This is a genomic window from Mycobacterium timonense, assembly GCF_025821985.1.
GTDB lineage: Bacteria > Actinomycetota > Actinomycetes > Mycobacteriales > Mycobacteriaceae > Mycobacterium > Mycobacterium avium.
The window spans coordinates 40,672-63,889 of record NZ_JACKSY010000097.1 but is presented as its reverse complement, the minus strand read 5'-3'; the positions used below and the strand labels follow the sequence as shown (position 1 = coordinate 63,889).

The following is a 23,218-nucleotide window of genomic DNA, read 5'->3' as shown; positions in this document are numbered from 1 at the left end:
TCACGGCCGCTCCGTCGGCCGGCGTTCGCCGCGGTAATTGCCCACCCTCACCCACTCCTCGCGGTCTTCGGGGGTGGCCAAGGTGAAGCTCGCCAACTCCAAAGGGCACAGGAAGACCTGCTCGCCGCCCTCGAGGTCCTCGACGAGCAGGCGGGGGCCGTTGCCGTTGACGTCCAACGACAACCGCACGGCCGCGAACTCGTTGACCAGGTCGGCGAGCACGCGGCGTCCGGCCGGAGTGTTCACCTGCCCAGTATTACCGCATACAAGTGTCAGAATCAATGCAGGGAGAGCCAATGCCTGCTGGTGTATCGCTCGTAGGCCGAGCGACGTGAGCCGTTCCCACATGGGAACATGAGGCTTGTGCGACGATGGGAACCAGGCGAGGCGATGTCAGGATTAGATGACGGATGCGTCAGATACGGACATATGAGAAGGTTGGGATGAGCGAAGTACAAGCACCCGCAACGGCGGTCGACGTGAGCCGAGTCGACACGGAGAACTACCGCAGCATCTGGATGTACCTCAAGGAGCTCGAGTTCCGGCAGGGGTTCGTCTCCATCCCGGTCAACGGCGTGTCCGTCCGTACCCGTTATGCCGAGGCGGGCGCCCCGGATAAGCCGCACGCCATCCTGCTGCACGGCACCGGCGGGCACTGGGAGACGTTCGCGCCCAACCTGGCCGCTCTGTCGCAGCACTTCCATTGCGTGGCGATCGACATGGTCGGCAACGGGTTCTCCGACAAGCCGGACTATGACTACGAGATCGCGGTTTACGTCGAACACGTGCTAGGGGTGATGGACCACTTCGGCATGGCGTCGGCCAATTTCGTCGCCATGTCGCTGGGTGCTTTCGTCGCATCGGCGATCTGCGTCGGCCACGCCGACCGGGTGGACAAGGTGATCCTGATGTCGCCCGCCGGGCGGGAGGCGTCGGCGTCGAACATGGCGCGCATTCGGGCGGAACGAACCAAGGCGGTCAACGAACCGACATGGGAATCGCTGCACGCGGTGTTCGCCCACCTGATCGCCGAGGAGGCCAACCGCCTGCCCGATCTCATCGGACTACGCCAGGCGATCTATCGTCGCGAGGACACCCGCAACACCATCGACCGGCTGCTGATCCTGCAGGACGAGAAGGTTCGCCACCGCAACCTCATTCCCGACGACAAGTGGCGCGGCATCGAGGCGCCGGTGATGATCGTGGCCTCGGGCAAGGACCACGGTGTGTACCAGGACACTGCGCGCACCATCGCCGAACTGATACCGAACTCAGAGGTGTTCGAGATGCCTTCCGTGCGGCACTGGCCGCATTTCGAGGATCCCGAGACATTCAATGCCGCGGCGATCGAGTTCCTCACGACATGAGCGGACCTGCCGACGACGAGGTCGCGAAGATCGCCCAGCGGCTGTACGAGGCCGAGCAGACCCGCACGCCGATCCGGCAGTTGTCGCTCGAATATCCCGATATGACCATCGAGGACGCCTACGCGGTGCAGCGGGCGCTCGTCGCGCTCAAGGTGGCCGACGGGCGGGAAGTCAAGGGGCGCAAGATCGGCCTGACCTCGAAGGTGATGCAGCGGGCGGTGTCGATCGACGAACCCGATTACGGCGCGCTGTTCGACGACATGTTCATCGAGGACGGCGGCCGCATACCGTTGGGCCGCTACATCCGCCCGCGTGTCGAGGTCGAATTGGCGTTCGTACTCGGAGAGGAGCTATCCGGCCCGGGCGTCACGTTGTTCGACGTGCTGCGGGCCACCGAGTTCGTGACTCCCGCGCTCGAGATACTCGACGCCAGGGTGCAGATGTCGGATCCCGATACCGGCCATCTGCGCACCATTGTCGACACCATTGCCGACAACGCCGCAGACGCAGGTCTGGTCCTGGGCGGGCGAGTGTTCCGTCCGTTGGACGTCGACCTGCGATGGGTGGCGGCCCTGCTACTGCGCAACGGCACGATCGAGGAGTCAGGGGTGGCCGCCGCGGTGCTCAACCATCCCGGCAACGGCGTGGCCTGGTTGGCCAATCGACTTGCCCCGCATGGGGTTTCGCTGGAGCGCGGGGAGGTCATCTTGTCGGGGTCGTTCACCAAGCCGGTTTTCGCCGAACCGGGTGACAGCTTCGTCGCGGACTACGGGCCGCTGGGCACGGTGTCGGTGACGTTTGAACCGGAGGAGTCGTGACAAATCGGTGGACACAGCGCATCGGCGACGGCGACCCGCGCATCGGCATGTGGGTGGCCTCGGGCAGCGGCTACGTCACCGAAATCTGTGCAGGGTCCGGGATTGACTGGCTGCTGGTGGATCAGGAACACGCGCCCAACGATGTACGCACCACGCTCGAACAGCTGCAGGTCTTGGCCGGCTACCCCGATGTCGACGTGCTGGTGCGTCCACCCTCGGCTGACCCGGTGTTCATCAAGCAATTGCTCGATATCGGGGCTCAGAACATCATCGTTCCGATGATCGACGGCCCTCGTGACGCAGGCGCGGCGGTTGCCGCCACGCGCTACCCGCCGGCGGGCATCCGCGGGGTGGGCAGCGCGTTGGCCCGGGCATCGCGTTGGAACCGTGTTTCTGACTATCTCGTCACCGCGGATGCAACGGTGTCGTTGACCGTCCAGGTGGAGAGTGTGGCAGGCCTGGCTCGGCTCGGAGAGATCGTCGACGTCGAGGGAGTGGACGCCGTCTTCATCGGTCCGGCCGACCTGGCAGCGTCGATGGGCAAACTTGGGCAGCCGGAGCATCCAGACATCGTGAGCGCCATTGAAACCGCGCTGGCGACCATCGTGGAACACGGCAAGTGCGCCGGGGTGAATGCGTTCAGCGAGCCACTCGCGCGCCGCTACATGGCGGCCGGCGCGAGCTTCGTGCTTGTGGGAGCGGACGTGGCACTGCTGGCCCGCGGTACCGAAGCGCTGGCCGCGAGGTATCGCAGCCGATGACTGATGCATTGTTTCTGACTATCGTGTCACCTAGAATTCTGGATCATGGACCTCGACTTCACGCCTGACCAGCTGGAGTTTCGCGACCAGGTCCGCACGTGGCTCGACGAGAACAAGCCGACCGAGCCGCGCCCACGCGACGACGCGGGTATCCGCGAATACGACCTCGCCTGGCAGCGCACTCAGGCCGAAGGCGGTTGGGCGGGCATCGCCTGGCCCACCGAGTACGGCGGTAAAGGGCTGACGTTGCTTCAGCAGTTGATCTGGTATGAGGAGTACGCCGCGCGGGGGTTTCCCGGCATCGATGCATGCTTCGTCGGTAACTCGCACGCCGGGCCGACCCTGATCACCAGAGCCACCGACGAGCAAAAGTCGTTCCACCTCCCGAAAATCCTTGGCGGTGAGGTGATTTGGTGTCAGGGATTTTCTGAGCCTGACGCCGGATCGGATCTGGCGGCGTTGCGCACCAAGGCGGTGATCGACGGCGAGGACCTAGTGGTGTCGGGACAGAAGCTGTGGACCAGCTTCGCCACCGTCGCCGACTACCAGGAACTGCTGGTGCGTACGGACAACACCGGCAGCAAGCACAAGGGCATCACCTGGGTGATCTGTGACATGAGCACGCCGGGCATCGACGTCCGCCCGATCGAGACCATCGAGGGCGGGTCGGAATTCTGCGAAGTGTTCTACGACGATGTGCGCATTCCGCTGAGCAACGTGGTCGGCGCTGTGGGTGAAGGTTGGTCGGTCGCGATGGCGACGCTGTCTTTCGAGCGTGGTACCGCGTTCACCGCCAACCAGGTGCGTTTGGCGAAGATCATCGAGGACCTCATCGACTATGCCCGCGACCACGTCGGGCCGGACGGCCGCAGGCCCGCCATCGCCGACGACGACATCGCGCGACGGCTGGCGCGGGCCCGTGCGTCGGTGGTGTCGCTGCGGGCGCTCACTTACACCAACATTTGCGAGGCCATGAAGACCGACACGCCGGGCCCGCGGGGTTCGATCGTCAAGCTGATGTACGCCGAATTGGCCAAGGAGATCGGCAAATTGGCGATGGATGTTGTCGGTCCCGCCTCGATCAGGTATTCGTCGCGCTGGGACGTCGACGGCTGGGTCGGTTACTACTACTACAGCTTCTCCCAAGCCATCGGCGGTGGAACGTCGGAGATTCAGCGCAACATCGTCGGCGAACGCGTACTGGGACTGCCGCGATGAGAGGACATGACGGTGGATCTGCTGCCCGGAGCTGAGCAACTCGAAATCGTCACGGCAGCAGGAGAATTCCTTGCCGATCGAATGCCCGTTGAACGAATTCGCGCCAATCGCCATGCGCAAGCGCCGGTTCCCGAGTCGCTGTGGCGCGAATGTGGCGAGTTGGGCCTGCTAACGCTCGGACTCGACGAGGAGTCCGGAGGGGCGGGACGGCCCTTCGACGACGAGGCACTGCTTTTCGTCGAACTCGGCAAGCGGCTCGCGCCGGGGCCGTTCCTGGCATGTACGTTGGGCGCCCGGGTGGCTGCCCGTTGTGGCGACGACGCGCTGGCGCAGCGGATCGGCTCCGGGACAGCTTCGGTGGCCCTCGCGGTACTGCGCGGCGACGGCGACGTGCGCCACGCCCGGCCCGTTAAAGGCACCTTCGACCTGTTCGAACCGGCGGGTGCCTCGCACGCCCTGGTGGTGGCCCGTAGTGGCGCCGCTTTGGTCGACATCGATTCCTTCGGCCAACTGGTACCCGTGCACGCCGCCGACCCCGGCACGAGGATATCCTCGGCCACAGTCGAATCCGCCGAACCCCTGCATTGGTTGCCAGCCGAGGACGAATGGATCTGGGCCCGCGCCATGGTGCTCGCGTCGGCCTATCTCACCGGCTTGGCTGCTGCCGCGGCGGCGTTGGCCACCGAACATGCCAAGACTCGGGTGCAGTTCGGGAAGCCGATCGGCGTGCATCAGGCGATCAAGCACGCCTGCGTCAACATGGAGATCGCTGCCGAGGCCGCTCAGGCGCAAACATTCTTCGCTGCGATCGCGTTGGCTGATGGACGCGCCGACGCACTGCTACAGGTGTTGTCGGCTGTCACGGTGGCCGGCTCGGCGGCGGTCGACAACGCCGCGGCAGGCATCCACGTGTTCGGCGGGATGGGCTACACGTTCGAGAATGACATGCACCTGTACCTGAAGCGCGCACACGTGTTTCGGCACTTGTTCGGTGAGCCCACCGAAGTGCTGGCCGAGCTGCTGGCCCAGGACCGCGCCCAATGAGCGGCTCTGTCGCCATCGCGGGCGTCGCCCTGTCCGACGTCGGCCGGGTCGACGACAAGGGACCCTACGAGCTGATCGCCCAGGCCAGCCGCCGCGCCCTGGCGGATGCGGGCCTGACACCGGATGACGTCGACGGGTTGGCCTCTACCGGCCAGGGGACCCTGCCCCCGGTCGATGTCGGCGAGTACCTCGGACTGCGGCCCCGCTGGATCGACTCCACTGCGGTCGGGGGAGCGTCGTGGGAGGTGATGGCCGCGCACGCGGCCGACGCGATCGCCGCCGGTCATGCCGATGTGGTGCTGCTGACCTACGGCTCGACTGCCCGCTCGGACCTTCGAAAGGGGTTGCGTGGGGCCAACATCAACTGGGGTGCGCGTGGGCCGCTGCAGTGGGAAGCGCCGTACGGCCACACCCTGATCTCCAAGTACGCGATGGCCGCGCGGCGGCACATGTTCACCTATGGCACCACGATCGAGCAGCTGGCCGAGGTCGCCGTGTCCGCGCGGTTTAACGCGGCCGACAATCCCGAGGCCTACTACCGCGATCCGATCACCATCGACGACGTGCTGGGCGGACCGATGATCGCGGACCCATTCACCAAACTGCACTGCTGCATTCGCAGCGACGGTGGGGCCGCGGCCGTGCTCGTCAGCGCGGAACGCGCGAAGGATCTGCGTAGCAAGCCGGTATGGGTGCTGGGCTCGGGTGAGACCACCTCGCACATGCTCACTTCCCAGTGGGACGACCTCACCGTCGGGCCGGCCTCGGTCAGCGGGCCGCTTGCTTTCGCCCGCGCCGGCGTCTCCCCGTCCGACGTCGACGTCGCCGAAATCTACGACGCGTTCACCTACATGCTGCTGCTCACCGTCGAGGACCTCGGCTTCTGCCCGAAGGGGGAGGGTGGTGCATTCATCGAGAAAGGCTCGCTGCGGCTGGGCGGTGAGCTTCCCACCAACACCGACGGTGGCGGGCTGTCGGCGTGCCACCCGGGTCAGCGAGGGTTGTTCCTGCTGGTGGAGGCGGCTCGCCAGTTGCGGGGCGAATGCGGGCCGCGGCAGGTGCCGGGCGCCCGGATCGCCTGCGTCAGCGGTACGGGCGGCTGGTTCTGTTCGAGCGGCACCATAATTCTGGGCGTCGAGGAACCGTAAGTGGGCCGCGCACCGCTGAGCGCCGACGTCGCCGACACCCGGGCGATGTTAGAAGCGGCGGCCGCCGTCCACGGCGACATCGAAGCCTACGTCGAGCCTGGGGCGCGGATCACGTTCGCGGAGTGGATCGGCCGGGCCCGTGGCGTGGCAGCGCAACTCGCTGACCTTGGCGTCGGCAAGGGTGACGTGGTCGCGCTGTGGCTGCCGTCGGGCATCGACTACGCGACGTGTTATGCGGCCGCGGCGATGATCGGCGCGATCACCACCGGGCTCAATCCGCGCCTCGGTCGTCGAGAGATCGAATCGATCCTGCGGCAGGTGGATCCGTTGTTGGTCATCGCCGACGGGCGGCTTGGTGCGCTACCCGACGCCGGACACCGGCTGTTGCCGCGCGACGCGCTGTGCAGTGACAAGTCGTGCTCGGCGCCGCCTTCGGCGGAGCTGACCCGCCGCGACCTCGTTGCGTTGATCTTCACCAGCGGCACGACGGGGACGCCGAAGGGCGCGGCCTTCGATGCCGACCGGCTGGCGGCCGGTGCGGCAGCGGCGGGGGTAATGAGCGCGCCGTATGACCGGCGGCTCACGTCCACGCCGTTCGCCCACGCCGGCTATATGTTCAAGCTCTGGGATCAACTCGTGTGGGGCAGCACGCTGGTGGTGCCACCGACACCGTGGTCGGCGCAGGGCATGTTCGAAGTGCTGCGCGAAGAGCGGGTCACCGTCGCTGGTGCGGTACCGACCCAGTGGGCCAAGCTGCTCGACGTCGATGGCGTGAGCCCGCAGGCCTTGCCGCACTTGCGCATCGGGGTCGCGGCAACAGCACCGGCACCACCCGAACTGGTGCGGCGGGTCGCCGAGGGCATCGGCGTTCCGCTGGTGGTGCGCTACGCGATGACCGAATGCCCGACCATCTGCGGCACGGACCCGGCTGATGCACCCGAGGTCCAGTTCCGCACCGTGGGACGGCCCGCCGCGGGAATGGACATACGGATCGCATCCGACGGCATCGTCGAGGTCAGGGGCCCGTGTGTGATGCGTGGATACTGGCGTAACCCGAAACTCACCGCGGAGGTGTTACGCGACGGCTGGTTGCGTACCGGCGACGTCGGCACTCTCGGTGCCGACGGCAACCTCACCCTGGTCGGGCGCAGCGGCGACATGTACATCCGCGGCGGCTACAACGTGCATCCCGGCGAGGTGGAGCGGGTCCTCGCCGGTCATCCCGCGGTGAAACAGGCCGCCGTCGTGGGGCGCTCGGCCCCGGTGATCGGTGAGATCGGAGTCGCTTGTGTCGTGCCGGTGGACGCCGCCGCGCCGCCGACGCTAGCCGAGCTACGCACCCGCGTAGCGGATGAACTGGCCGATTACAAGGCGCCCGACGAGCTTCTCATTGTCGACGAATTGCCACTGACCGCGATGCTCAAGCCGGACCGGCTAGCCTTGCTCAAGCAGATTAGATTGCATGACAAAGACATTCAACGTCAACGGTCGGCGCGATGAGAAGTTTAGCGCTGACTCATGGCTGATCGGGGCGCAACTCGATGAACAGGCCCTCGGCTTCGGCGCACAACGTGTCCCCGTGGGTGAGCTCCGCGCGCAGGATCCGTTTGCGCCCTTGTTCGCTGACGAACCACGCGCGCACCGCGAGTTCCGCGCCGACGGGTGTGATGGACCGGAAGTCGGTGTGTAGATACGCGGTTCGCGCAGGCGCACGACCGCCGCTACTGGCGAGGCGGCCAAGCACCTCATCGAATAACAGCGGGATCGCCCCACCGTGGACGGCTCCGCCGCCGCCCAGGAAATACCGGCCAAACGTAACTGTGCCCGTTACCGTCTCACGGTCGCCCGCAATCGGTGTAAAGCAGGGGGACATGGTTTGCCCGCGACCGGGAAGATCGAGTCGGCGAGCGAAGATCTGTCGGCGCTCGGGGACTGCGGATTCGGCCAGCCGCTCGGCCCACCTGTTCAAGTCGTCCGTCAGGGTCACCAGGGTGGCCGCGTCCGGAGCGGCCGCAGCCACATCGTCGAGGAAATTGCGCAGCGCACAGATCATATCGCCGTATTCGGCACCTCCGCCCGGGTTGCGTACCGTCGGCTCCTGCCAGGTCCTCATCGGCGGGAACCCGCCCCGCGGCTCCGCGTCATGCGTCTCCATCATCGCAGAAGACTAATACATTGACATTAATATTGATCGCTGCGATGCTGGCGTGACGTGTGTCACTTCACGTCTTCATGAGATCGGCGCCAGGGAGAGCGAACATGCCGGAAGTCGCGTCGGACGGCCCGCTGGCCGGCCTCGTGGTGGTCGACCTGTCGACGACGCTGCCCGGCGCGCAGGCGACGCAGTTTCTCGCCGACTGCGGTGCCGAGGTGATCATGGCCGAGCCGCCCGACGGCAGTCCGCTGCGCGAGCTCGCGGGCTGGCCCGCCCTGTTGCGTGGAAAGCGCAGCGTGACGTTGGATCTGCATGACGACGCAGACCTCGACCGGTTGCGGGCAGTGCTGCGGGGCGCCGACGTCATGGTGAACACGCTGCGGCCGAACACCGCCGAGCGCCTCGGCCTCAGTGCCGAGTCGCTCTCCAGCCGGTATCCGCGGTTGGTGGTCGCCAACATCACCGGCTGGGGGTCGACCGGGCCGTTCCGTGACTACAAGGGTTGGGAAGCCCTGGTAATGGCGAAGACCGGTGTCATGCATGAAAAGCGCGGACTGACGACAAGGCCGGGACCGGCTTACACCACATTCTCCTACGCGTCGTGGGGAGCCGCCCACGCCGCTGTGCAAGGTGTGCTGGCCGCGCTCCTCGAGCGAGACAGCAGCGGGCTGGGCCAAACGGTCGAAACCAACCTGGTCACCGGCATGGGTTCGATGGATCCGTACAACTGGTTCTACGAGATGGTGCTCGAGCGGTATCCCGGCGCCTACGAACCGATGGATGCCGCCTACGACGACCAGGGCAGGCCCCAGGCCTACCTCATCTATGCACTCCTGGTGTGTCCGACGAAGGATGGTCGCTGGTTGCAGTTCGCGCAGGTGTCACCGAAGTTGATCGGCGCCTGGCTCACCGAACTCGACTTGCTGAAAGAACTCAGCGACCCGAAGTGGCAAGGGTTTCCGATGCTGCCGACGGCCGAACTTCGGACCGAGTGGTGGGACATGATGATCGAGCGGGTGGGGGCCCGCACCCTCGCCGAGTGGCAGCTGGCCATGACCGAGAACCTCGACCTGAGTGGCGAACTCTTCCGGAGTCCTGCGGAGTCGCTGGACCATCCCCAGACCGTGCACGAAGGCCGCACCGCCACCGTCGTCGACCCCGATCTCGGGCCGGTCCGTCAACCCTCGACCCTCATTCATGCCGACGGCAAGCCACTGACCCAGCTCCGGCCGGCACCGCGCATCGGCGAGCACAACGGCTCGGTCACCTTCGACCAGGTGGGCGACGCTGCGCCGACGCCGCCCGGACACCGCGACGCTCCACCGTTGACGGGCGTGACGGTCTTGGAGTTCGGCAGCATGTTCGCCGGCCCGTACGGCGCCACCCTGCTGGCCGACCTGGGTGCCCGGGTGATCAAGGTCGAGCCGCTGGACGGCGACAACATCCGCAACCTCGTCGCATTTCCCGAAGCCGGCGGCGCAAAAGTGCTGCAGGGCAAGGAAAGCGTCGCGATCGACTTCACCAAACCCGAGGGCCTTGAGCTGGTGTACGAACTGGCCAAGCGGTCCGACATTGTGCTGCAGTGCTTCCGTGGCAAGGCCGCCGAGCGGGCGAAGATCGACGAGCCGTCGCTGCGAGCGGTCAACCCGGACTTGGCGTTCGTGACGACCTCGGGTTACGGGGTCGACGGACCGTTCGCGCACCGCGCCGCCTACGCGCCGTCGGTCGGTGCGGCATCCGGCCTGGCGCTGGTCGATAGCCACGACACGGGCGAGCCGGCTGCCGACTTGGATGACTTGCATCGCCGAGCAGTCAAACTGCACGCGGGCGGGGCTGTGCCCGCAGTGCAATCTGACGGCATCGCCGCGCACGGTGTCGGTTCTGCGCTGCTGGTCGTGCTGTATGCCAAGCGGATGGGACGACCGATGTCCAACGTGGCCACCACGATGCTCGCCACCGCGCAGCAGGCGATGATCGTCTACAACGCAAGCTATGCGTCCCGTCCCGCGGACGCAGCCGCCGACGATCAATTCTTCGGCATGAATGCCCTGTACCGGATGTACCGCGCGGCAGACGGTTACGTCTTTCTCGCCGCACCTTTGCCGCGCGAATGGCCTGCGCTGACGAAGGCGATGTCGCCCTACATCGACTTGGACGCCGATGAGCGCTTTACCGATGCCGAATCTCGCGCGGCGCATGACGACGAGCTGATCGCCGCGCTGACAACCGTTTTCGCCAACAAGACCAAGCTGGAGTGGGAGCACGAACTGTCCGCCCAGGATGTCGGCTGCGTCGAGGTGGTGGAGGCCAATTCCGAATTGGTGCTGCAGACCGATCCGTACCACGAGGCGGGCTATGCCGTGGATGCCTTCAGCCCGATCTTCGAAGAGCACCGCCGGCTCGCCCCGTTGTGCCGGTTCTCCCGCTCACGCACTCGAGCCGACGCAGGATGCACCATCGGGCAGCACACCGATGCGGTGCTGCGCGAAATGGGTCTGGACGACGCGACGATCGCCGACCTCAGGGCGAAGGAGATCGTGGGCGGCAGCTGACCTTCCCGCGCGAGCAGACGCAAAATCTCCCTAGCTTCGGCGTGTCGCGGTGATTATGCGTCTGCTCGCGAGGGGGGGGTGTCGCCGCGCTCAGCCATCAGCGCGCGCGTTTCGTACGACACCGGCGCGGTCAGCATGCCCACCCACGTGTCCACGTAATTGTGCAGCTGCGCCTCGCTGAGTCCGTGGCCCGATCGGGCTGCCGCAGCAAGGACGTTGATCAGGCTGACGTAGAGCTGGAAGGTTCGGCCGCGCCGAACACGCCCGGGCAGGTCCTGGAGGGCGGCCTCGACGAGTTCCTCGACTTTCTCCTGGGTCCACTCGTTGTCGATATGGTCCGGCCAGTAGTCGCTTCGGGCCCGGGGATCCTCGGCGAGCCGGGCGAGGAAAGGCGCGAACATCTCACCCGCGGCGATGCTGTTGGCCAGCGGCCGCACCAGCAGCCATACCACGGCTCGGGGATCCGCTTCCTTGCCCTGCTCACGCATCGCCGCGAGCATCTCCTGGCGATCGGCCCCAAGTGACGCCTGACGGTACGAGATCAGCGCACGTATCAGGTTGTCGCGAGAGCCGAAGTGGTACCGGATCACCGAGGTGTTGGACTGCCCGGCCGCCTGCTGAATCTCCCTGAGTGTCACCGCCTCGATGCCGCGCGTGGCGAACAAACGCTCGGCGACCTCCATCAACATCACCCGAGTGGATTCGCCCGATGCGTTGCGCCGACGCTGGCCCGCGGGCGACTCGGTCCCCGGCTCCGGCATGAGCCTCCTCCAGTTCGCCTCAGTCTCACCAGCGTCACTACCACCAGAAAGAATAATGGCTAGACATTAAAAACCCTGGACTTGAGTCAGATTAGCTGGCATCATCTGCGTGAGCGACGGATCCATGGAGGGGTAATGGGAATGATCTGGACGAATTCGGGTGACTCCCACTTCCTGGAACCCGACGACCTGTGGCGATCCCGCTTGCCCAAGGCACTGGCCGATCTGACGCCGCACGCCGAGAAGGATCCCGACGGCGAGTACGAGACGGTCTCGGTCGACGGGCAGATCTTCCGGCGCAAGCTGCCGTCGTCGGCGATGGAGGCCTTCATCGAGGAGAGCATGAAGCCACAGGGAATCCGGGACGCCAAGGCGCGATTGGCGGATCTGGACAAGGAGGGTGTCTGGGGTGAGGTGATCTTTCCGTCGTTGGGCATGTGGGCCTCCACTTTCCGCACCCCCGAATTGCTCAAGGCGTGCATGCGCGCGAGCAACGAGTGGGCGCTCGAAGAGATCTGCGCGGTATCGCCGCGCTACGTGGTGACCGCGCAGGTGTCCACACTCGTCGTGGAGGATGCCGTCGAGGAGTTGCAGTGGGCCGCGGACAAGGGCTTCAAGGCGGTGTTCTTGCCGACGACACCACACCCGAGCGCCCCGGACTGGCATCGCAAGGAGTGGGAGCCGTTGTGGGCGGCGGCCGAGGAGGCCGGTATGGTGATCGCGTTCCACATCGGCACCGACCCGGTCGACATGACGATCGGTGGCGCCAGTGGCGGGGCGGGGATGGTGTACCGGGGGCCCGGCGGAGCGGTGATGAATTACGCCGAGACCACGTTCTCCGGTCAGCGGGCGGCGATGAAGATGGTCGCCTCCGGCGCGTTGGACCGCCACACCGACCTTCGGGTGCTGATCTCCGAAGGCGGTGCGACCTGGGTGCCGTTCCTCGGTGACCGGATGGTCGAAGGCTACCGGCAACACCATATGGCGGTCCGGCCCAAGCTGAGTCGCAGTCCCAAAGAGATCCTCTACACCCAGGTGTACGCGTCATTTCAGCACGACGAGACCGCGGTGGCTGCCTATGAGCACATGGGCTACAAGAACGTGATGTTCGGCAGCGACTACCCGCACATGGAGGGCACCTTCGGCCACACCCAGGACACCTTGAAAGGCCTCTTCGACGGGGTGAGCGACGAGACCCGGCTACGCATCACCCAGGGCACGTTCTACGAACTGTTCCCCGACGTGCCGCCTATCCCGGCCGAAAACTTCTGAGCGCGTGGCTACTTCCGCTCCCGCAAGAGGGCTGCGAGACGTCGCGATCGTCGGCGTCGGCGCCACGCCCTACTACAAGCGCGGGGGGTCGTTGCCCAAGTCGGTCACCGAACTGGCCGGCGAGGCCATCCTGGCCGCGTGCGAAGACGCCGGCCTTCCTGTCACCGATGTCGACGGGTTCGCCTACTACTCGGGCGCGAGTGCTGGATACACCGAGAAGATGGACACCGCGGACTTCGTGGAAACGCTGGGGATTCCGGAGGTCCGGTTCACGGCCGCACTGACCTCGGGCGGTGGGGGATCCGCGGGCGCGATCGGGCTGGCGCGGGCCGCCATCGTGGCCGGTGATGCCTCGGTGGTCGTCACGGTGATGGCACTGCAGCAATCCAAACAACGTCTGGGCTCGGTTTTTTCGGCATTGGAGCCCGATCCGATCAATTCGTTCCTGCAGCCGTCGGGGCTTTTCGGGCCCGGCCAATTGATGTCGGTGATGGCTCGTCGGCATATGCACCTCTACGGCACCCGCCGCCAGGCGTTCGCCGAGATCGCGCTTTCGACGCGGGCCAACGCGGCGAATCGGCCGAAAGCGATGCACCCCGAACCCCTTACGCTGGAGGACTACTTCAACGCCAGGATGATCGCAGAACCCTTGTGTCTCTACGACTTCTGTCAGGAGACCGACGGCGCCGTCGCGGTGATCACCACCAGCATGGACCGGGCCAAGGATCTGCGGCAGCCACCGGTGCCGGTCGTCGCCGCCGCCCACGGTGGCGTCCGCGAGTGGGGCAGGGCGTTCGCCTGGATGGGGATGCCCGACGAATACTTCGCCTCCTCGGGCAATGCGCCCATCGCCAAGCGGCTCTACGAGCAGGCCGGTATCAGCGCCGCCGACATCGACGTCGCGCTACTCTACGACCACTTCACCCCGATGGTGCTCATGCAATTGGAGGACTACGGGTTCTGCGGCAAGGGAGAGGGCGGTGCTTTCGTCGAAAGCGGAGCGATCCGGTACGACGGCGGCTCGATTCCGGTCAACACCCACGGCGGTCAGCTCTCCGAGGCCTACATCATCGGGATGACCCACATCATGGAAGGAGTCGAGCAGATGCGCGGCACCGCCATCAACCAGGTCCCCGACGCCGAATTGGCGCTGGTTACCGGCGGACCGGCGAGCCTGCCGGTGAGCGGGCTGATTCTGGGACGCGCGGCATGAGCGCATCGACCGCAACGCTGGCCACCACGATTCCCGGCGAGCACGTGCGGATCGCGGTCAACAAAGACACCGAGCCGTTCTGGCAGGCCGCGAAACAACGACGGTTGGTGGCGCCGCAGTGCGGCGACTGTCGGACCTTCCGGCTGCCCCCGACGCCGTTCTGCCCCAATTGCCAATCCAAGACGGTGAATTGGGTCGAACTCAGCGGCGAGGCTGTCATCTACAGCTTCGCCGTCGTGCACGGTTTCCCTGGAATGCCTGACCTCGTGCTGGTGCCGGCGGTCCTCGACCTGCCCGATGCGCCCGGTGCGCGGCTGGTCTCCAACATCGTCGATGTCGCACCCGCCGACGTCGCGATAGGCATGCCTGTGCGCGTCGACTTCTCGCCGATTACCGACGGCTGGCTGCTGCCCGTCTTCCGGGTCGACGATCAGGCCGAGGGATAACGCCGTGTCCGACGACAGCGCTCTGCACGAGAAGCCACTCGAGTTCCTCACCAGCATTGCCAACACCGGCGGATCGTGTGACGGCCAGGCGATCCTGCCCGTCAACGGCCACTTCCGTTGTACGTGCTCGTGTGGCGACTGGGACGTCGAAGTCGACGACCCTCAGGAAGGCTTGCGGCAAGCAAGGATTCACACCGGAAGTGTGACCGGATAGGCTCGAGGAGTAGGGAAACATGGGTAATCTGAACGGCAAAGTCGCCTTCATCACCGGGGTGGCCCGGGGGCAGGGTCGCGCGCATGCGGTCCGGCTCGCGGCGGACGGTGCGGACATCATCGGCCTCGATATCTGCCGCGACATCGAGTCCATCGACTACCCCAACGCGAGCCCCGAGGACCTCGACGAGACCGTCAGGCTCGTCGAGAAGGAGGGCAGACGCATCGTCGCCCGGCAGGCTGACGTGCGCGACGCCGATGCCGTCGAGCAGGTGGTGGCAGACGGGCTCGGCGAATTCGGCCGCATCGACATCGTGATCGCCAACGCCGGCGTCATTCGACTGGGCCACGGCGGAGACCGGCGGCAGACCTTCCGCGACATCGTCGACGTCAACCTGATCGGCGTGTGGAACACCGTCGAGGCCGCTGTCCCCGCCCTTATCGACGGCGGCCGTGGCGGATCGATCGTACTCACATCGTCGAGTGCCGGACTGAAGGGCACCGGCACGGATCGGGCCGGGGGACAGGCCTACACCGCGGCCAAGCGGGGGTTGGTCGGCCTGATGCAGGTCTGGGCGAATGAGTTCGCGCAGTACTCGATCCGCGTCAACACCATCCATCCGACCGGTGTTGCCACCGGAATGGTGATGAACGAGACCATGGGCAAGCTGCTGGAAGCCAACGACACGGCGGTTGCGGCGATGCAGAACGCGTTGCCGATCCAGATCCTGATGCCGGAGGACATAGCAAACGCGGTGGCGTTCCTGGTGTCGGAGGAGGCGAAGTTCATCACCGGCACCGCGTGGCCGCTCGACGCCGGCTTCGCGGTGCGCTGACAGTCACGACGGGTGTCGAGGACTATTGCGTCCGTCCTTCGACGTAGTTAACCTAGTTCGATGAGTCTGGTCGAGTCGTCATCGCCATTCGCGCCAGATTGACAGTGGACTGTCGTAATATGCGAGCCGCGAGGCTTGGAATTGCGCTCCCTCGCGCTGCACGGAAGGACGTCATGATCCAGGATCAGCCCACGGCAACATGTCCCGTGAAGCACATCGATATGAACACGCCGGACTCGCCTGCGCTGACGCACTTCCATCTGCTCGACAAATGTCAGGACGAGGCCCGGCCGGTATTCCGGAATACCGAGGCCGATATGGCTTACTGGGTGTTCACCGACAACTCGGTGATCCTGGACGGCCTGCAGCATCCCGAACTCTGGTCCAGCAGTGTCATCGTGCCGACCGAACCGGAGCCGCCGTACAAGTGGATCCCGATCATGCTCGACCCGCCCGACCATGCCAAGTGGCGCCGCGTGCTGGCCGAGTACTTCTCACCGGGTCGGGTCAAGGGCCTGCGCGACGCGCAGCAGAAGCTCGCCGCGGAACTCGTCGACCAAGTTGCAGGCGAAGGTGGGTGCGACTTTGTGGCGCGGATCTCGCGGGTGTTCCCGTCGACCGTGTTCCTGAGGATCATGGGAATGCCCGTGGAAGATCTCGAGAAGTTCCTGGCTTGGGAGGACATGATCCTGCACCAGAGCGGGGTAGGCGAGGAAGTCAACGCGGCCCGGCTCGAAGGCATGACGCATGTGATGGGCTACTTCTCGGGCTTGATTCAACAGAGGCGCGAGAACCGTGACCCGGACGCCGACGACATCGTCAGCAAGGCCATCGACTGGGCCATCGACGGGGAACCGATCAACGACCTGGAGCTGCTCAACTGCCTGCTACTGCTGTTCATGGCCGGGCTCGACACGGTCTCCAACCAGCTGTCGTACGCAATGCTGCATCTGGCGACCCATCCGGCCGATCGCGCCCGGATCGTCGCCGAGCCCGAGCTCATCCCGAAGGCGGTGGAGGAACTGCTTCGGGTCTATCCGATCGTGCAGACCGCGCGGAAGGCAACCCGGGACATGGACTTTCATGGATGCCCGGTAAAGGCCGGCGACATGGCGTCGTTCTCGCTGGCATTCGCAGGTCGGGACGAATCGGCATATACCGATGCACGTACGGTCGATTTCGACCGCGGCGTCACGCGTCACCTGTCCTTTGGTGGCGGCCCGCACCGGTGCCTGGGTTCGCACCTTGCCCGGCAAGAGCTGGCGGTGGTGTTGGAGGAATGGCACAAGCGCATTCCGGACTACGAGGTTTCCGGGCAGCCTATCGAGCACGGCGGTCAAGTATTCGGCGTGGATGCACTGAACCTGACGTGGCGCTGACGTGCGTGTGCCGTTAGCTTTCGGTGCCAAGCCCATCGACGCCTAAAGGAGCGCAATGCCCAACACCGTCGGGTTCCTCGGTGCCGGACAACTCGGCGAACCGATGGTCGATCGGTTGCTCGGTGCCGGCCATGATGTCGTCGTGTACGCCCGCCGGGAGGAGGTTCGTCGCCGACTAAAGGTGAAGGGCGCGGCGGTAGCCGACTCGGTCGCCGACCTGGCACGCAGCAGTGACGTGCTTATATCGTGCCTATTCTCCGATGCGCAGCTACGAGAAACCGGGCTCGGCACAGGCGGTTTCATCGCCAACATGAAGCCGGGCGCCATCTTCGTGTCCCATACGACGGGCACGCTGCCCACCCTCGCGGCATTGCGGGACTGTTCTCCGGTGCCGCCGGTCGTCCTGGACGCCCCGGTCAGTGGCACCGTCGACGACATCGCCGCGGGCATGCTGACCGTGCTGATCGGCGGGCCCAGTGATGCCGTCGCCTCGGTGACCCCGATCCTCGCCGCCTACGCCGATCCTGTGGTGGCGACCGGGGCACTGGGCAGCGCGTTGGCACTGAAGCTGATCAACAATCTGTTGTTTGCCGCGAATGCCCAACTTTTGGGTTCGGCAACGCAACTAGGACAGCAGCTGGGCATCGCGCCGAGCGTGTTGCTGTCCACGCTGCAGGTGTGCAGCGCGAGGAGTCACGCGGCCGAGCAGGCTCACCGCATCGGCGGGATGGACAGGTTCGCCGAGTTGGCCGGCCCATTCCTACGCAAGGACATCGCGGCGTGCCGCGTGGCGGCGGCCGAGGCGGGGGTGGAGTTGGGACTGTTGGGCAGGGCCGTGCGCGAGGGGCCGCTTGCCTTGGATGTCGAGTCGGCGACTGCAGGGTCGAACCGGTGACGGGTCGGCTCGCGGGAAAGGTGGCGTTCATTACTGGTGCCGCCAGGGGACAGGGCCGCGCGCACGCGGTGCGGATGGCGGAAGAAGGGGCCGGCATCATCGCCGTCGACCTCGCCGGTCCGTTGCCCGACTCGGTGCGCTATCCGTCCGCAACCGCAGACGACCTCGCCGAGACCGTGGCCTTGGTGAAATCGAAGGGTGGTCGAATCTTGGCTAACGCCGCGGACATCCGCGATCTGGACGCGCTGCGGACCGCTGTCGACCAGGGCGTCGAAGCATACGGGCGGCTGGACGTCATCGTGGCCAACGCCGGGATCTGTGTCCCGGCGCCGTGGTATGAGATCACCCCGGAGTCGTTTCACGACATCATCGACGTCAACGTGACGGGTACGTGGAACACAGTGATGGCAGGCGCACAACGGATCATCGACGGGGGTCGGGGCGGGTCGATCATTCTGATCAGCTCCTACGCGGGTGTGAAGGTGCAGCCGTACATGGTGCACTACACCGCCAGCAAGCACGCGGTGACGGGTATGGCCCGGGCCTTCGCCGCGGAGCTGGGCAAGCACGATATCAGGGTCAACAGCGTGCACCCGGGTCCGGTCAACACCCCAATGGGCGGCGGCGACATGGTCGCGGCGCTATTCGTCGCAATCGAGACGAATCCCGCCCTGAACAACATGGGCACGCCGTTCCTGCCGCAGTGGGCCTGCGAGCCGGAAGACGTTGCGGCTGCCGTGTGTTGGCTGGCCTCTGACGAGTCCCGCTTTGTCACGGCCACCCGGTTGTCGGTCGACCAGGGCATGGCGCAGTTCTAGCGTTATCGCGTCATTCTTCGTCGGTAAAGCATCCCGAACCCTGATCGCAGCTGCCCCTCGGCTCAGGCATGCTCGGGTAGCTCCGCCAACGCCCACTGGCCTGACCCCGATCGGTTGATCCATGGCTTATGAGAGTCTTGCGGCCCACGGCGTGGGCAGGAAGGCTCGACAAGATCATGGCAACGAGGAAGCGGCATAGCCCCGAACAGATTGTGCGCAAGTTGATGGCGGCTGATCGGCTGCTGGCGGAGGGCAAGGACACCGCGGCGGTGTGCCGCGAGCTGGGTGTCTCCGAAGCGACCTATCACCGGTGGCGTAACCAGTTCGGCGGGCTTAAGGCCGAGGATGCCAGGCGGCTTAAGGACCTCGAACGTGAGAATGCCACGCTCAAGCGGCTGTTGGCTGATGCGGAGTTGGAGAAGGTCGCGCTCAAGGAGATCGCGAAGGGAAACTTCTAGGCCCGGAACGCCGGCGGGCAGCCGTTCGTCACCTGCAGCGCGTGCTGGGGGTCAGCGAACGGTTCGCCTGCCGGGTGACCGGGCAACACCGCGCCACCCAACGCCATGAACCAGCCTCGGCAACCGCGGCCGATCCTGACGCCGCGTTACGAGGTTGGCTTCGCCAGTACGCCAAGGACCACCCACGACGTGGGTTCCGCCCTGCGTATCACGATGCCCGCGGCGAAGGATGGATTGTGAATCATAAGAAGGTGCAACGCCTTTGGCGCGAAGAAGGGCTTCGAGTGCCGCAGCGCCGCCGGCGCAAACGCCGCGGCAACTCCACCGCCGCTGACGTTGCTACCGCCGATGCGCCCAACCGGGTGTGGGCGGTGGACTTCCAGTTCGACTCCACCACTGACGGCCGGCCGATCAAGATCGTCTCCATCGTCGACGAGCACACCCGCGAATGCCTCGGTGGATTGGTCGAACGCGGTATCACCGGCGAGCACCTGATTGGCGAGCTCGACCGTCTGGCGGGCCAGCGCGGCACTTATCCTGCGGTGCTGCGGTGTGACAACGGCCCCGAATTGGCCTGCAGCGCAATGGCCGACTGGGCCGCCGGGCAGGTCGGGCTGCATTTCATCCCACCCGGCCAGCCGTGGCGCAACGGCTACGTCGAATCCTTCAATTCCCGCATCCGCGACGAATGCTTGAACATCAACAGCTTCTGGTCACTGCCCCAAGCACGGATCGTCATCAGCGACTGGAAACACGAGTACAACCACCATCGCCGGCACTCCTCACTCGGCTACCAGCCCCCGGCCCGCTACGCTGCCACCTGTACCCACCAATGAACGACTCTCGTTCGCTGTGGACCAGTTCACGGGGTCCGGTCACCCACAACTGGGCACGGCGCCCGAGGGGTTGCACGTCGGGCCGTGGGCCGCGCCGTCGGAAGCGTGGACGACCGACTTCCTGGCCGCCCTCGTCCCTGGTGTGATGGATATTGTCAGAACTTATTCAGATAGCATTCGGTTAGCGTGACCGATGTTTGCGGGTAGCTGTGTGCCGTTGCGGCATCCAGCCCGTCGCGCACCAAAAGCCGGGCGAGTCTGTTGTTGATCAGCGACAGGACGAAAGCACCCAGCAGTTGGTAGTAGGCGATGTCACCCGTCAATGTTCCTCCGAACTGCTGATAGCGCCTGACGATTTCGTCGTCATCGGGTACGCCTTGCGGCCGCGTGAAGCCCAGCCCTTCGCACAGGAAGCGCTCGAAGATCAGCCACCACCCGAGGTCGATGTCGGGAGGTCCGGTACCGGCGGTCTCCCAGTCGAACAGTGCGACCACCGCAAGGTCCTCGCCGAAACACATGTTTCCGACCCGGGCGTCGCCCCAGACCACCGTCTCGGCGTCGGTGTCAGGCGCTGTCGCAAGGATAACCTGCAGCGCATCGGCGAGCGTGGTCGTGCCCACCACCAGATCGGCTCGGCACCATTCGTACCAGTCGCTCAGCTTGTCGAGATAGCGTTGCAATGCCGTGCGGGCCGGGTCGGCATCGCCGCGGAGGAACCGCAGCGTTTCGGGGTCGTCGACGCGGTGCAGATCGACCAAGGCGCGTAGCCCGTTGTCGCACAGCAGCTCCCGCTCGCCAGCGGACAGGTCGACAGTCCAACCGCGCTTATGCCAACTCGGAACGTCCGACGGCGTCCGTCCCCGCACGCGGCGCATCACATAAAACGGCGACCCCAAAACCGCCGCATCGCGTTCGATACCGACGATCTCGGGAACCGGAATACCCTGCGCGCCAAGTCGTTGCATCACTTCGGCCTGCCGCGGGGCATCGGGCACAGCAAACAACTGGTGGTCGTCGGCCTGTGTGCGCAACACCAGGTCCTCGGCATGGCGCATGCCGGCTCGGTCGTTCCAGGCGGCGGTGAAGAACACCGTTCGCCCGGAGTAGCCGGCCTGCGGGACGGCGAAATCGGATGTCTCGAAGGCTGTCGCTTCTGCAGCTGCGAGCCGCGAAGGCAGCCAGCTCTGCAGCACCTCGCTCACGCGGTCGCCGACGTCACCGCGCGCCGACGCGTACGCCATCTCCGAACCCCTTGCCAGCCTACTGAACGCTACTGTCAGAATAGCGACCGTGGATAACCGCCGGTTGCGCAGTCCGACGCTCGGTGCCTACGTGCTTCCCGGACGTGTCACCGATCCTGCCGCCGTGATCGGCCAGGCACAGGCCGCCGAGCGCCTCGGACTGCACACGGTGTGGCTCAGCGAACGATGGGGAACCAAGGACCTCGGCGTGATCACCGGTGCGATCAGTCAGGTCACGTCGAAAGTCCGAATAGCTTCGGGCGTAACACATTTACAGTCACGGCATCCCGCAGTGCTAGCGTCGCTGGCGATGACTGCCCAGGCCCTCTCGGACGGGCGGTTCATCCTCGGCGTCGGACGCTCGGTGGAGGCCATGTGGAAGGCTGTCGGGTTGCCGCCGTCCACGAGCGCCTCGATCGTCGACCACGCCGACATCTTCCGTCGGCTGTGCCGCGGGGACAGGGTGCGCTACGACGGACCCGCGGGCACCTACCCGTCGTTGCGGCTCAACGACCTTCCGGATCAACCGGTGCCACCGCTCGTCTTCGCCGCGATCGGCCCCAAGGGCCTCGAGCTTGCGGGCCGTCACTTCGACGGTGTTCTGCTACATCCGTTCTTGACTCCCGCCGCCGTGCGGCGCTCGGTGGATCTGGTTCGGGGCGCTGAACGGGCCTCGGGCCGTCCGGCGGGCAGCGTTCGGGTGTACGCCACCGTGGTGGTCGCGTGCGACCTGCCCCCCGACGAGGAGGTCGCGGTGGTGGCGGCGCGGGCCGTGGCGTATTACCAGATTCCCGGGTTCGGTGAGCGGCTGGCGGCCGCCAATGGATGGGATACGGAGCCCTTGACCCGCTTGCGATCCCATCCAGTGCTCCGCGACGTCAGAGGTTCGGCGGACTCCGTGCTCACCCGCGAGGAAGTCGTCGAGGTCGCGTCGCTGTTACCCGCGGCATGGATCGGCGAGGCGTCGGCGACCGGAGCTGCCGCGGCCTGTCACACCGCCTTTGAGCGCTACCGCGAGGCCGGCGCCGATGAACTCGTCCTGCACGGCAGTACGCCCGACCGGCTCGGAGCAGTGTTTGCTGCGACCGAGGCAGATCCGCGCGTGGGCCCGACACATGGAACTGGATCCAGGTCGAGTCGCCGGAGTTCCGGTGACTGAGACGCGGATGATGTGCCGACCGAGCCCTACCTCGTGGACGGAGGTCAGTGCGACCGGATCCCGAAGTCGATGTCCTGAATACCGGAGAACGGCTTGAAGTCGGCCTTGCCCAGCCACGATGGGGCTGCATTGTGCCCGGGTTCGGGGCGCGCCCAATCCACCCACGAACCCCAATCGTCGCGACGGAGTTTCTGCTCGAGTGTCTGCGGGTGTGCGGCCTCGGCGGCCGCGTAGCGGGCGGCGAAGTCCTTCATTTCGGGCAATAGCCACACGTCCTCCTCAGCCCGCCACTTTCCGCCACCGGCGTACTCGATGAATTGAAAGGAGGGGAAGTCGATGGGCCCGCCGCCCGGCTCCGGATTGTCGGCGCGATTGAGCACCTTGTACGCGACGCGCTCGCCGTCGATGAGGTACCACACCAGCACGCTGTAGACCTGCGGTGCCGCACCCATCGTCCCCTCGAGGAACTTGGCGATCTCCGCGGGGCCGGTGAATGTGCCGTAGAAGTGGTCGAAGTACGTCGCGTCGTCGGTGAACAGGGCGGCCCAGGCCTGCCAGTCTTCGAGTACCGGGCCAGTCATGAAGTAGCGCCTGAATTCCCGCTCGACTTCCGCCGCATCTGGCATCG

23 protein-coding genes are annotated in these 23,218 nt (G+C 65.8%); 18 read left to right on the top strand and 5 right to left on the bottom strand.

Translation table 11 applies throughout. The features are described from left to right. The gene (locus tag H7I87_RS20965) at positions 1-246 is read right to left on the bottom strand and encodes a hypothetical protein (protein WP_023860688.1); all 246 of its coding nucleotides are present in this window, start codon (positions 244-246) and stop codon (positions 1-3) included. A 197-nt stretch (positions 247-443) separates the two neighbouring features. Here H7I87_RS20965 and H7I87_RS20960 point away from each other — a divergent pair, with 197 nt between their 5' ends. The 7 genes from H7I87_RS20960 to H7I87_RS20930 are packed head-to-tail and all read left to right on the top strand — an operon-like array spanning position 444 to position 7,856. After that, positions 444-1,367 carry an alpha/beta fold hydrolase gene (locus H7I87_RS20960; RefSeq protein WP_031347542.1) on the top strand — a complete coding sequence of 308 codons (924 nt, stop codon included), beginning with the start codon at positions 444-446 and terminating at the stop codon, positions 1,365-1,367. Next, entirely contained in the window at positions 1,364-2,185 is an 822-nt protein-coding gene (hpaH, locus tag H7I87_RS20955) for a 2-oxo-hept-4-ene-1,7-dioate hydratase (RefSeq protein ID WP_023860690.1), read from the top strand. Before H7I87_RS20960 ends, hpaH begins: the two co-directional genes overlap by 4 nt. Continuing rightward, positions 2,182-2,946, top strand: coding sequence for an aldolase/citrate lyase family protein (locus H7I87_RS20950; RefSeq protein ID WP_023860691.1), 765 nt, complete (start codon positions 2,182-2,184; stop codon positions 2,944-2,946). Before hpaH ends, H7I87_RS20950 begins: the two co-directional genes overlap by 4 nt. Positions 2,947-2,991: 45 nt before the next feature. Next, complete coding sequence (locus H7I87_RS20945) at positions 2,992-4,164, top strand: acyl-CoA dehydrogenase family protein (protein ID WP_033724999.1); 1,173 nt, start codon at positions 2,992-2,994, stop codon at positions 4,162-4,164. Positions 4,165-4,170: 6 nt separating this feature from the next. Further along, positions 4,171-5,208 (top strand): acyl-CoA dehydrogenase family protein, encoded by a 1,038-nt coding sequence (locus H7I87_RS20940; RefSeq protein WP_023864507.1) that lies wholly within the window; start codon positions 4,171-4,173, stop codon positions 5,206-5,208. Further along, positions 5,205-6,356, top strand: a complete 1,152-nt coding sequence (locus H7I87_RS20935; RefSeq protein ID WP_023873770.1) for an acetyl-CoA acetyltransferase — start codon at positions 5,205-5,207, stop codon at positions 6,354-6,356. The genes H7I87_RS20940 and H7I87_RS20935 overlap by 4 nt, the downstream gene beginning before the upstream one ends. Next, complete coding sequence (locus H7I87_RS20930) at positions 6,357-7,856, top strand: class I adenylate-forming enzyme family protein (RefSeq protein ID WP_023864505.1); 1,500 nt, start codon at positions 6,357-6,359, stop codon at positions 7,854-7,856. Between the two features lie 16 nt (positions 7,857-7,872). Here H7I87_RS20930 and H7I87_RS20925 read toward each other — a convergent pair whose 3' ends face one another. Then, complete coding sequence (locus tag H7I87_RS20925; protein ID WP_083071355.1) at positions 7,873-8,409, bottom strand: hotdog domain-containing protein; 537 nt, start codon at positions 8,407-8,409, stop codon at positions 7,873-7,875. A 206-nt stretch (positions 8,410-8,615) separates the two neighbouring features. Between H7I87_RS20925 and H7I87_RS20920 the strand changes: the two genes are divergently transcribed. Further along, on the top strand, positions 8,616-11,063 hold the full coding sequence (locus H7I87_RS20920; RefSeq protein ID WP_033725002.1) for a CaiB/BaiF CoA-transferase family protein: 2,448 nt from the start codon (positions 8,616-8,618) through the stop codon (positions 11,061-11,063). Between the two features lie 53 nt (positions 11,064-11,116). Here the strand turns inward: H7I87_RS20920 and H7I87_RS20915 are convergent, their stop codons facing one another. Then, a complete protein-coding gene (locus tag H7I87_RS20915) occupies positions 11,117-11,824 on the bottom strand; it encodes a TetR/AcrR family transcriptional regulator (RefSeq protein ID WP_031345010.1) in 708 nt (235 codons plus the stop codon). Positions 11,825-11,959: 135 nt separating this feature from the next. Between H7I87_RS20915 and H7I87_RS20910 the strand changes: the two genes are divergently transcribed. From H7I87_RS20910 to H7I87_RS20870, 9 genes are all read left to right on the top strand, one after another. Next, positions 11,960-13,096 carry an amidohydrolase family protein gene (locus H7I87_RS20910; RefSeq protein ID WP_023864501.1) on the top strand — a complete coding sequence of 379 codons (1,137 nt, stop codon included), beginning with the start codon at positions 11,960-11,962 and terminating at the stop codon, positions 13,094-13,096. Between the two features lie 4 nt (positions 13,097-13,100). After that, on the top strand, positions 13,101-14,309 hold the full coding sequence (locus tag H7I87_RS20905) for a thiolase C-terminal domain-containing protein (RefSeq protein WP_023864500.1): 1,209 nt from the start codon (positions 13,101-13,103) through the stop codon (positions 14,307-14,309). Further along, positions 14,306-14,755, top strand: a complete 450-nt coding sequence (locus H7I87_RS20900; protein ID WP_033725005.1) for a Zn-ribbon domain-containing OB-fold protein — start codon at positions 14,306-14,308, stop codon at positions 14,753-14,755. Before H7I87_RS20905 ends, H7I87_RS20900 begins: the two co-directional genes overlap by 4 nt. Positions 14,756-14,759: 4 nt before the next feature. Beyond that, on the top strand, positions 14,760-14,969 hold the full coding sequence (locus H7I87_RS20895; protein ID WP_023860701.1) for a hypothetical protein: 210 nt from the start codon (positions 14,760-14,762) through the stop codon (positions 14,967-14,969). Between the two features lie 19 nt (positions 14,970-14,988). After that, positions 14,989-15,804, top strand: coding sequence for a mycofactocin-coupled SDR family oxidoreductase (locus H7I87_RS20890; RefSeq protein ID WP_023864499.1), 816 nt, complete (start codon positions 14,989-14,991; stop codon positions 15,802-15,804). Between the two features lie 173 nt (positions 15,805-15,977). After that, the gene (locus H7I87_RS20885; RefSeq protein WP_033725006.1) at positions 15,978-17,183 is read left to right on the top strand and encodes a cytochrome P450; all 1,206 of its coding nucleotides are present in this window, start codon (positions 15,978-15,980) and stop codon (positions 17,181-17,183) included. 55 nt (positions 17,184-17,238) lie between these two features. Then, the gene (locus H7I87_RS20880) at positions 17,239-18,078 is read left to right on the top strand and encodes an NAD(P)-dependent oxidoreductase (protein WP_023864497.1); all 840 of its coding nucleotides are present in this window, start codon (positions 17,239-17,241) and stop codon (positions 18,076-18,078) included. After that, positions 18,075-18,896 carry a mycofactocin-coupled SDR family oxidoreductase gene (locus H7I87_RS20875; protein WP_033725007.1) on the top strand — a complete coding sequence of 274 codons (822 nt, stop codon included), beginning with the start codon at positions 18,075-18,077 and terminating at the stop codon, positions 18,894-18,896. Before H7I87_RS20880 ends, H7I87_RS20875 begins: the two co-directional genes overlap by 4 nt. Before the next feature lie 176 nt (positions 18,897-19,072). Further along, positions 19,073-20,190, top strand: a protein-coding gene (locus H7I87_RS20870) for an IS3 family transposase (protein ID WP_155255800.1) whose coding sequence is annotated in 2 segments (ribosomal slippage) — positions 19,073-19,340 and positions 19,340-20,190 — 1,119 coding nt in all. Because the reading frame shifts where the segments join, the coding sequence is not laid out codon by codon here. 155 nt (positions 20,191-20,345) lie between these two features. Here H7I87_RS20870 and H7I87_RS20865 read toward each other — a convergent pair. After that, positions 20,346-21,431 carry a phosphotransferase family protein gene (locus H7I87_RS20865; protein ID WP_023864495.1) on the bottom strand — a complete coding sequence of 362 codons (1,086 nt, stop codon included), beginning with the start codon at positions 21,429-21,431 and terminating at the stop codon, positions 20,346-20,348. A 49-nt stretch (positions 21,432-21,480) separates the two neighbouring features. Here H7I87_RS20865 and H7I87_RS20860 point away from each other — a divergent pair, with 49 nt between their 5' ends. Next, on the top strand, positions 21,481-22,590 hold the full coding sequence (locus H7I87_RS20860; RefSeq protein ID WP_023864494.1) for a TIGR03857 family LLM class F420-dependent oxidoreductase: 1,110 nt from the start codon (positions 21,481-21,483) through the stop codon (positions 22,588-22,590). A 44-nt stretch (positions 22,591-22,634) separates the two neighbouring features. On the opposite strand, the gene H7I87_RS20855 is transcribed toward H7I87_RS20860, so the two are convergent. Further along, positions 22,635-23,216, bottom strand: coding sequence for a nuclear transport factor 2 family protein (locus tag H7I87_RS20855; protein ID WP_023864493.1), 582 nt, complete (start codon positions 23,214-23,216; stop codon positions 22,635-22,637). Positions 23,217-23,218 lie beyond the last annotated feature (2 nt).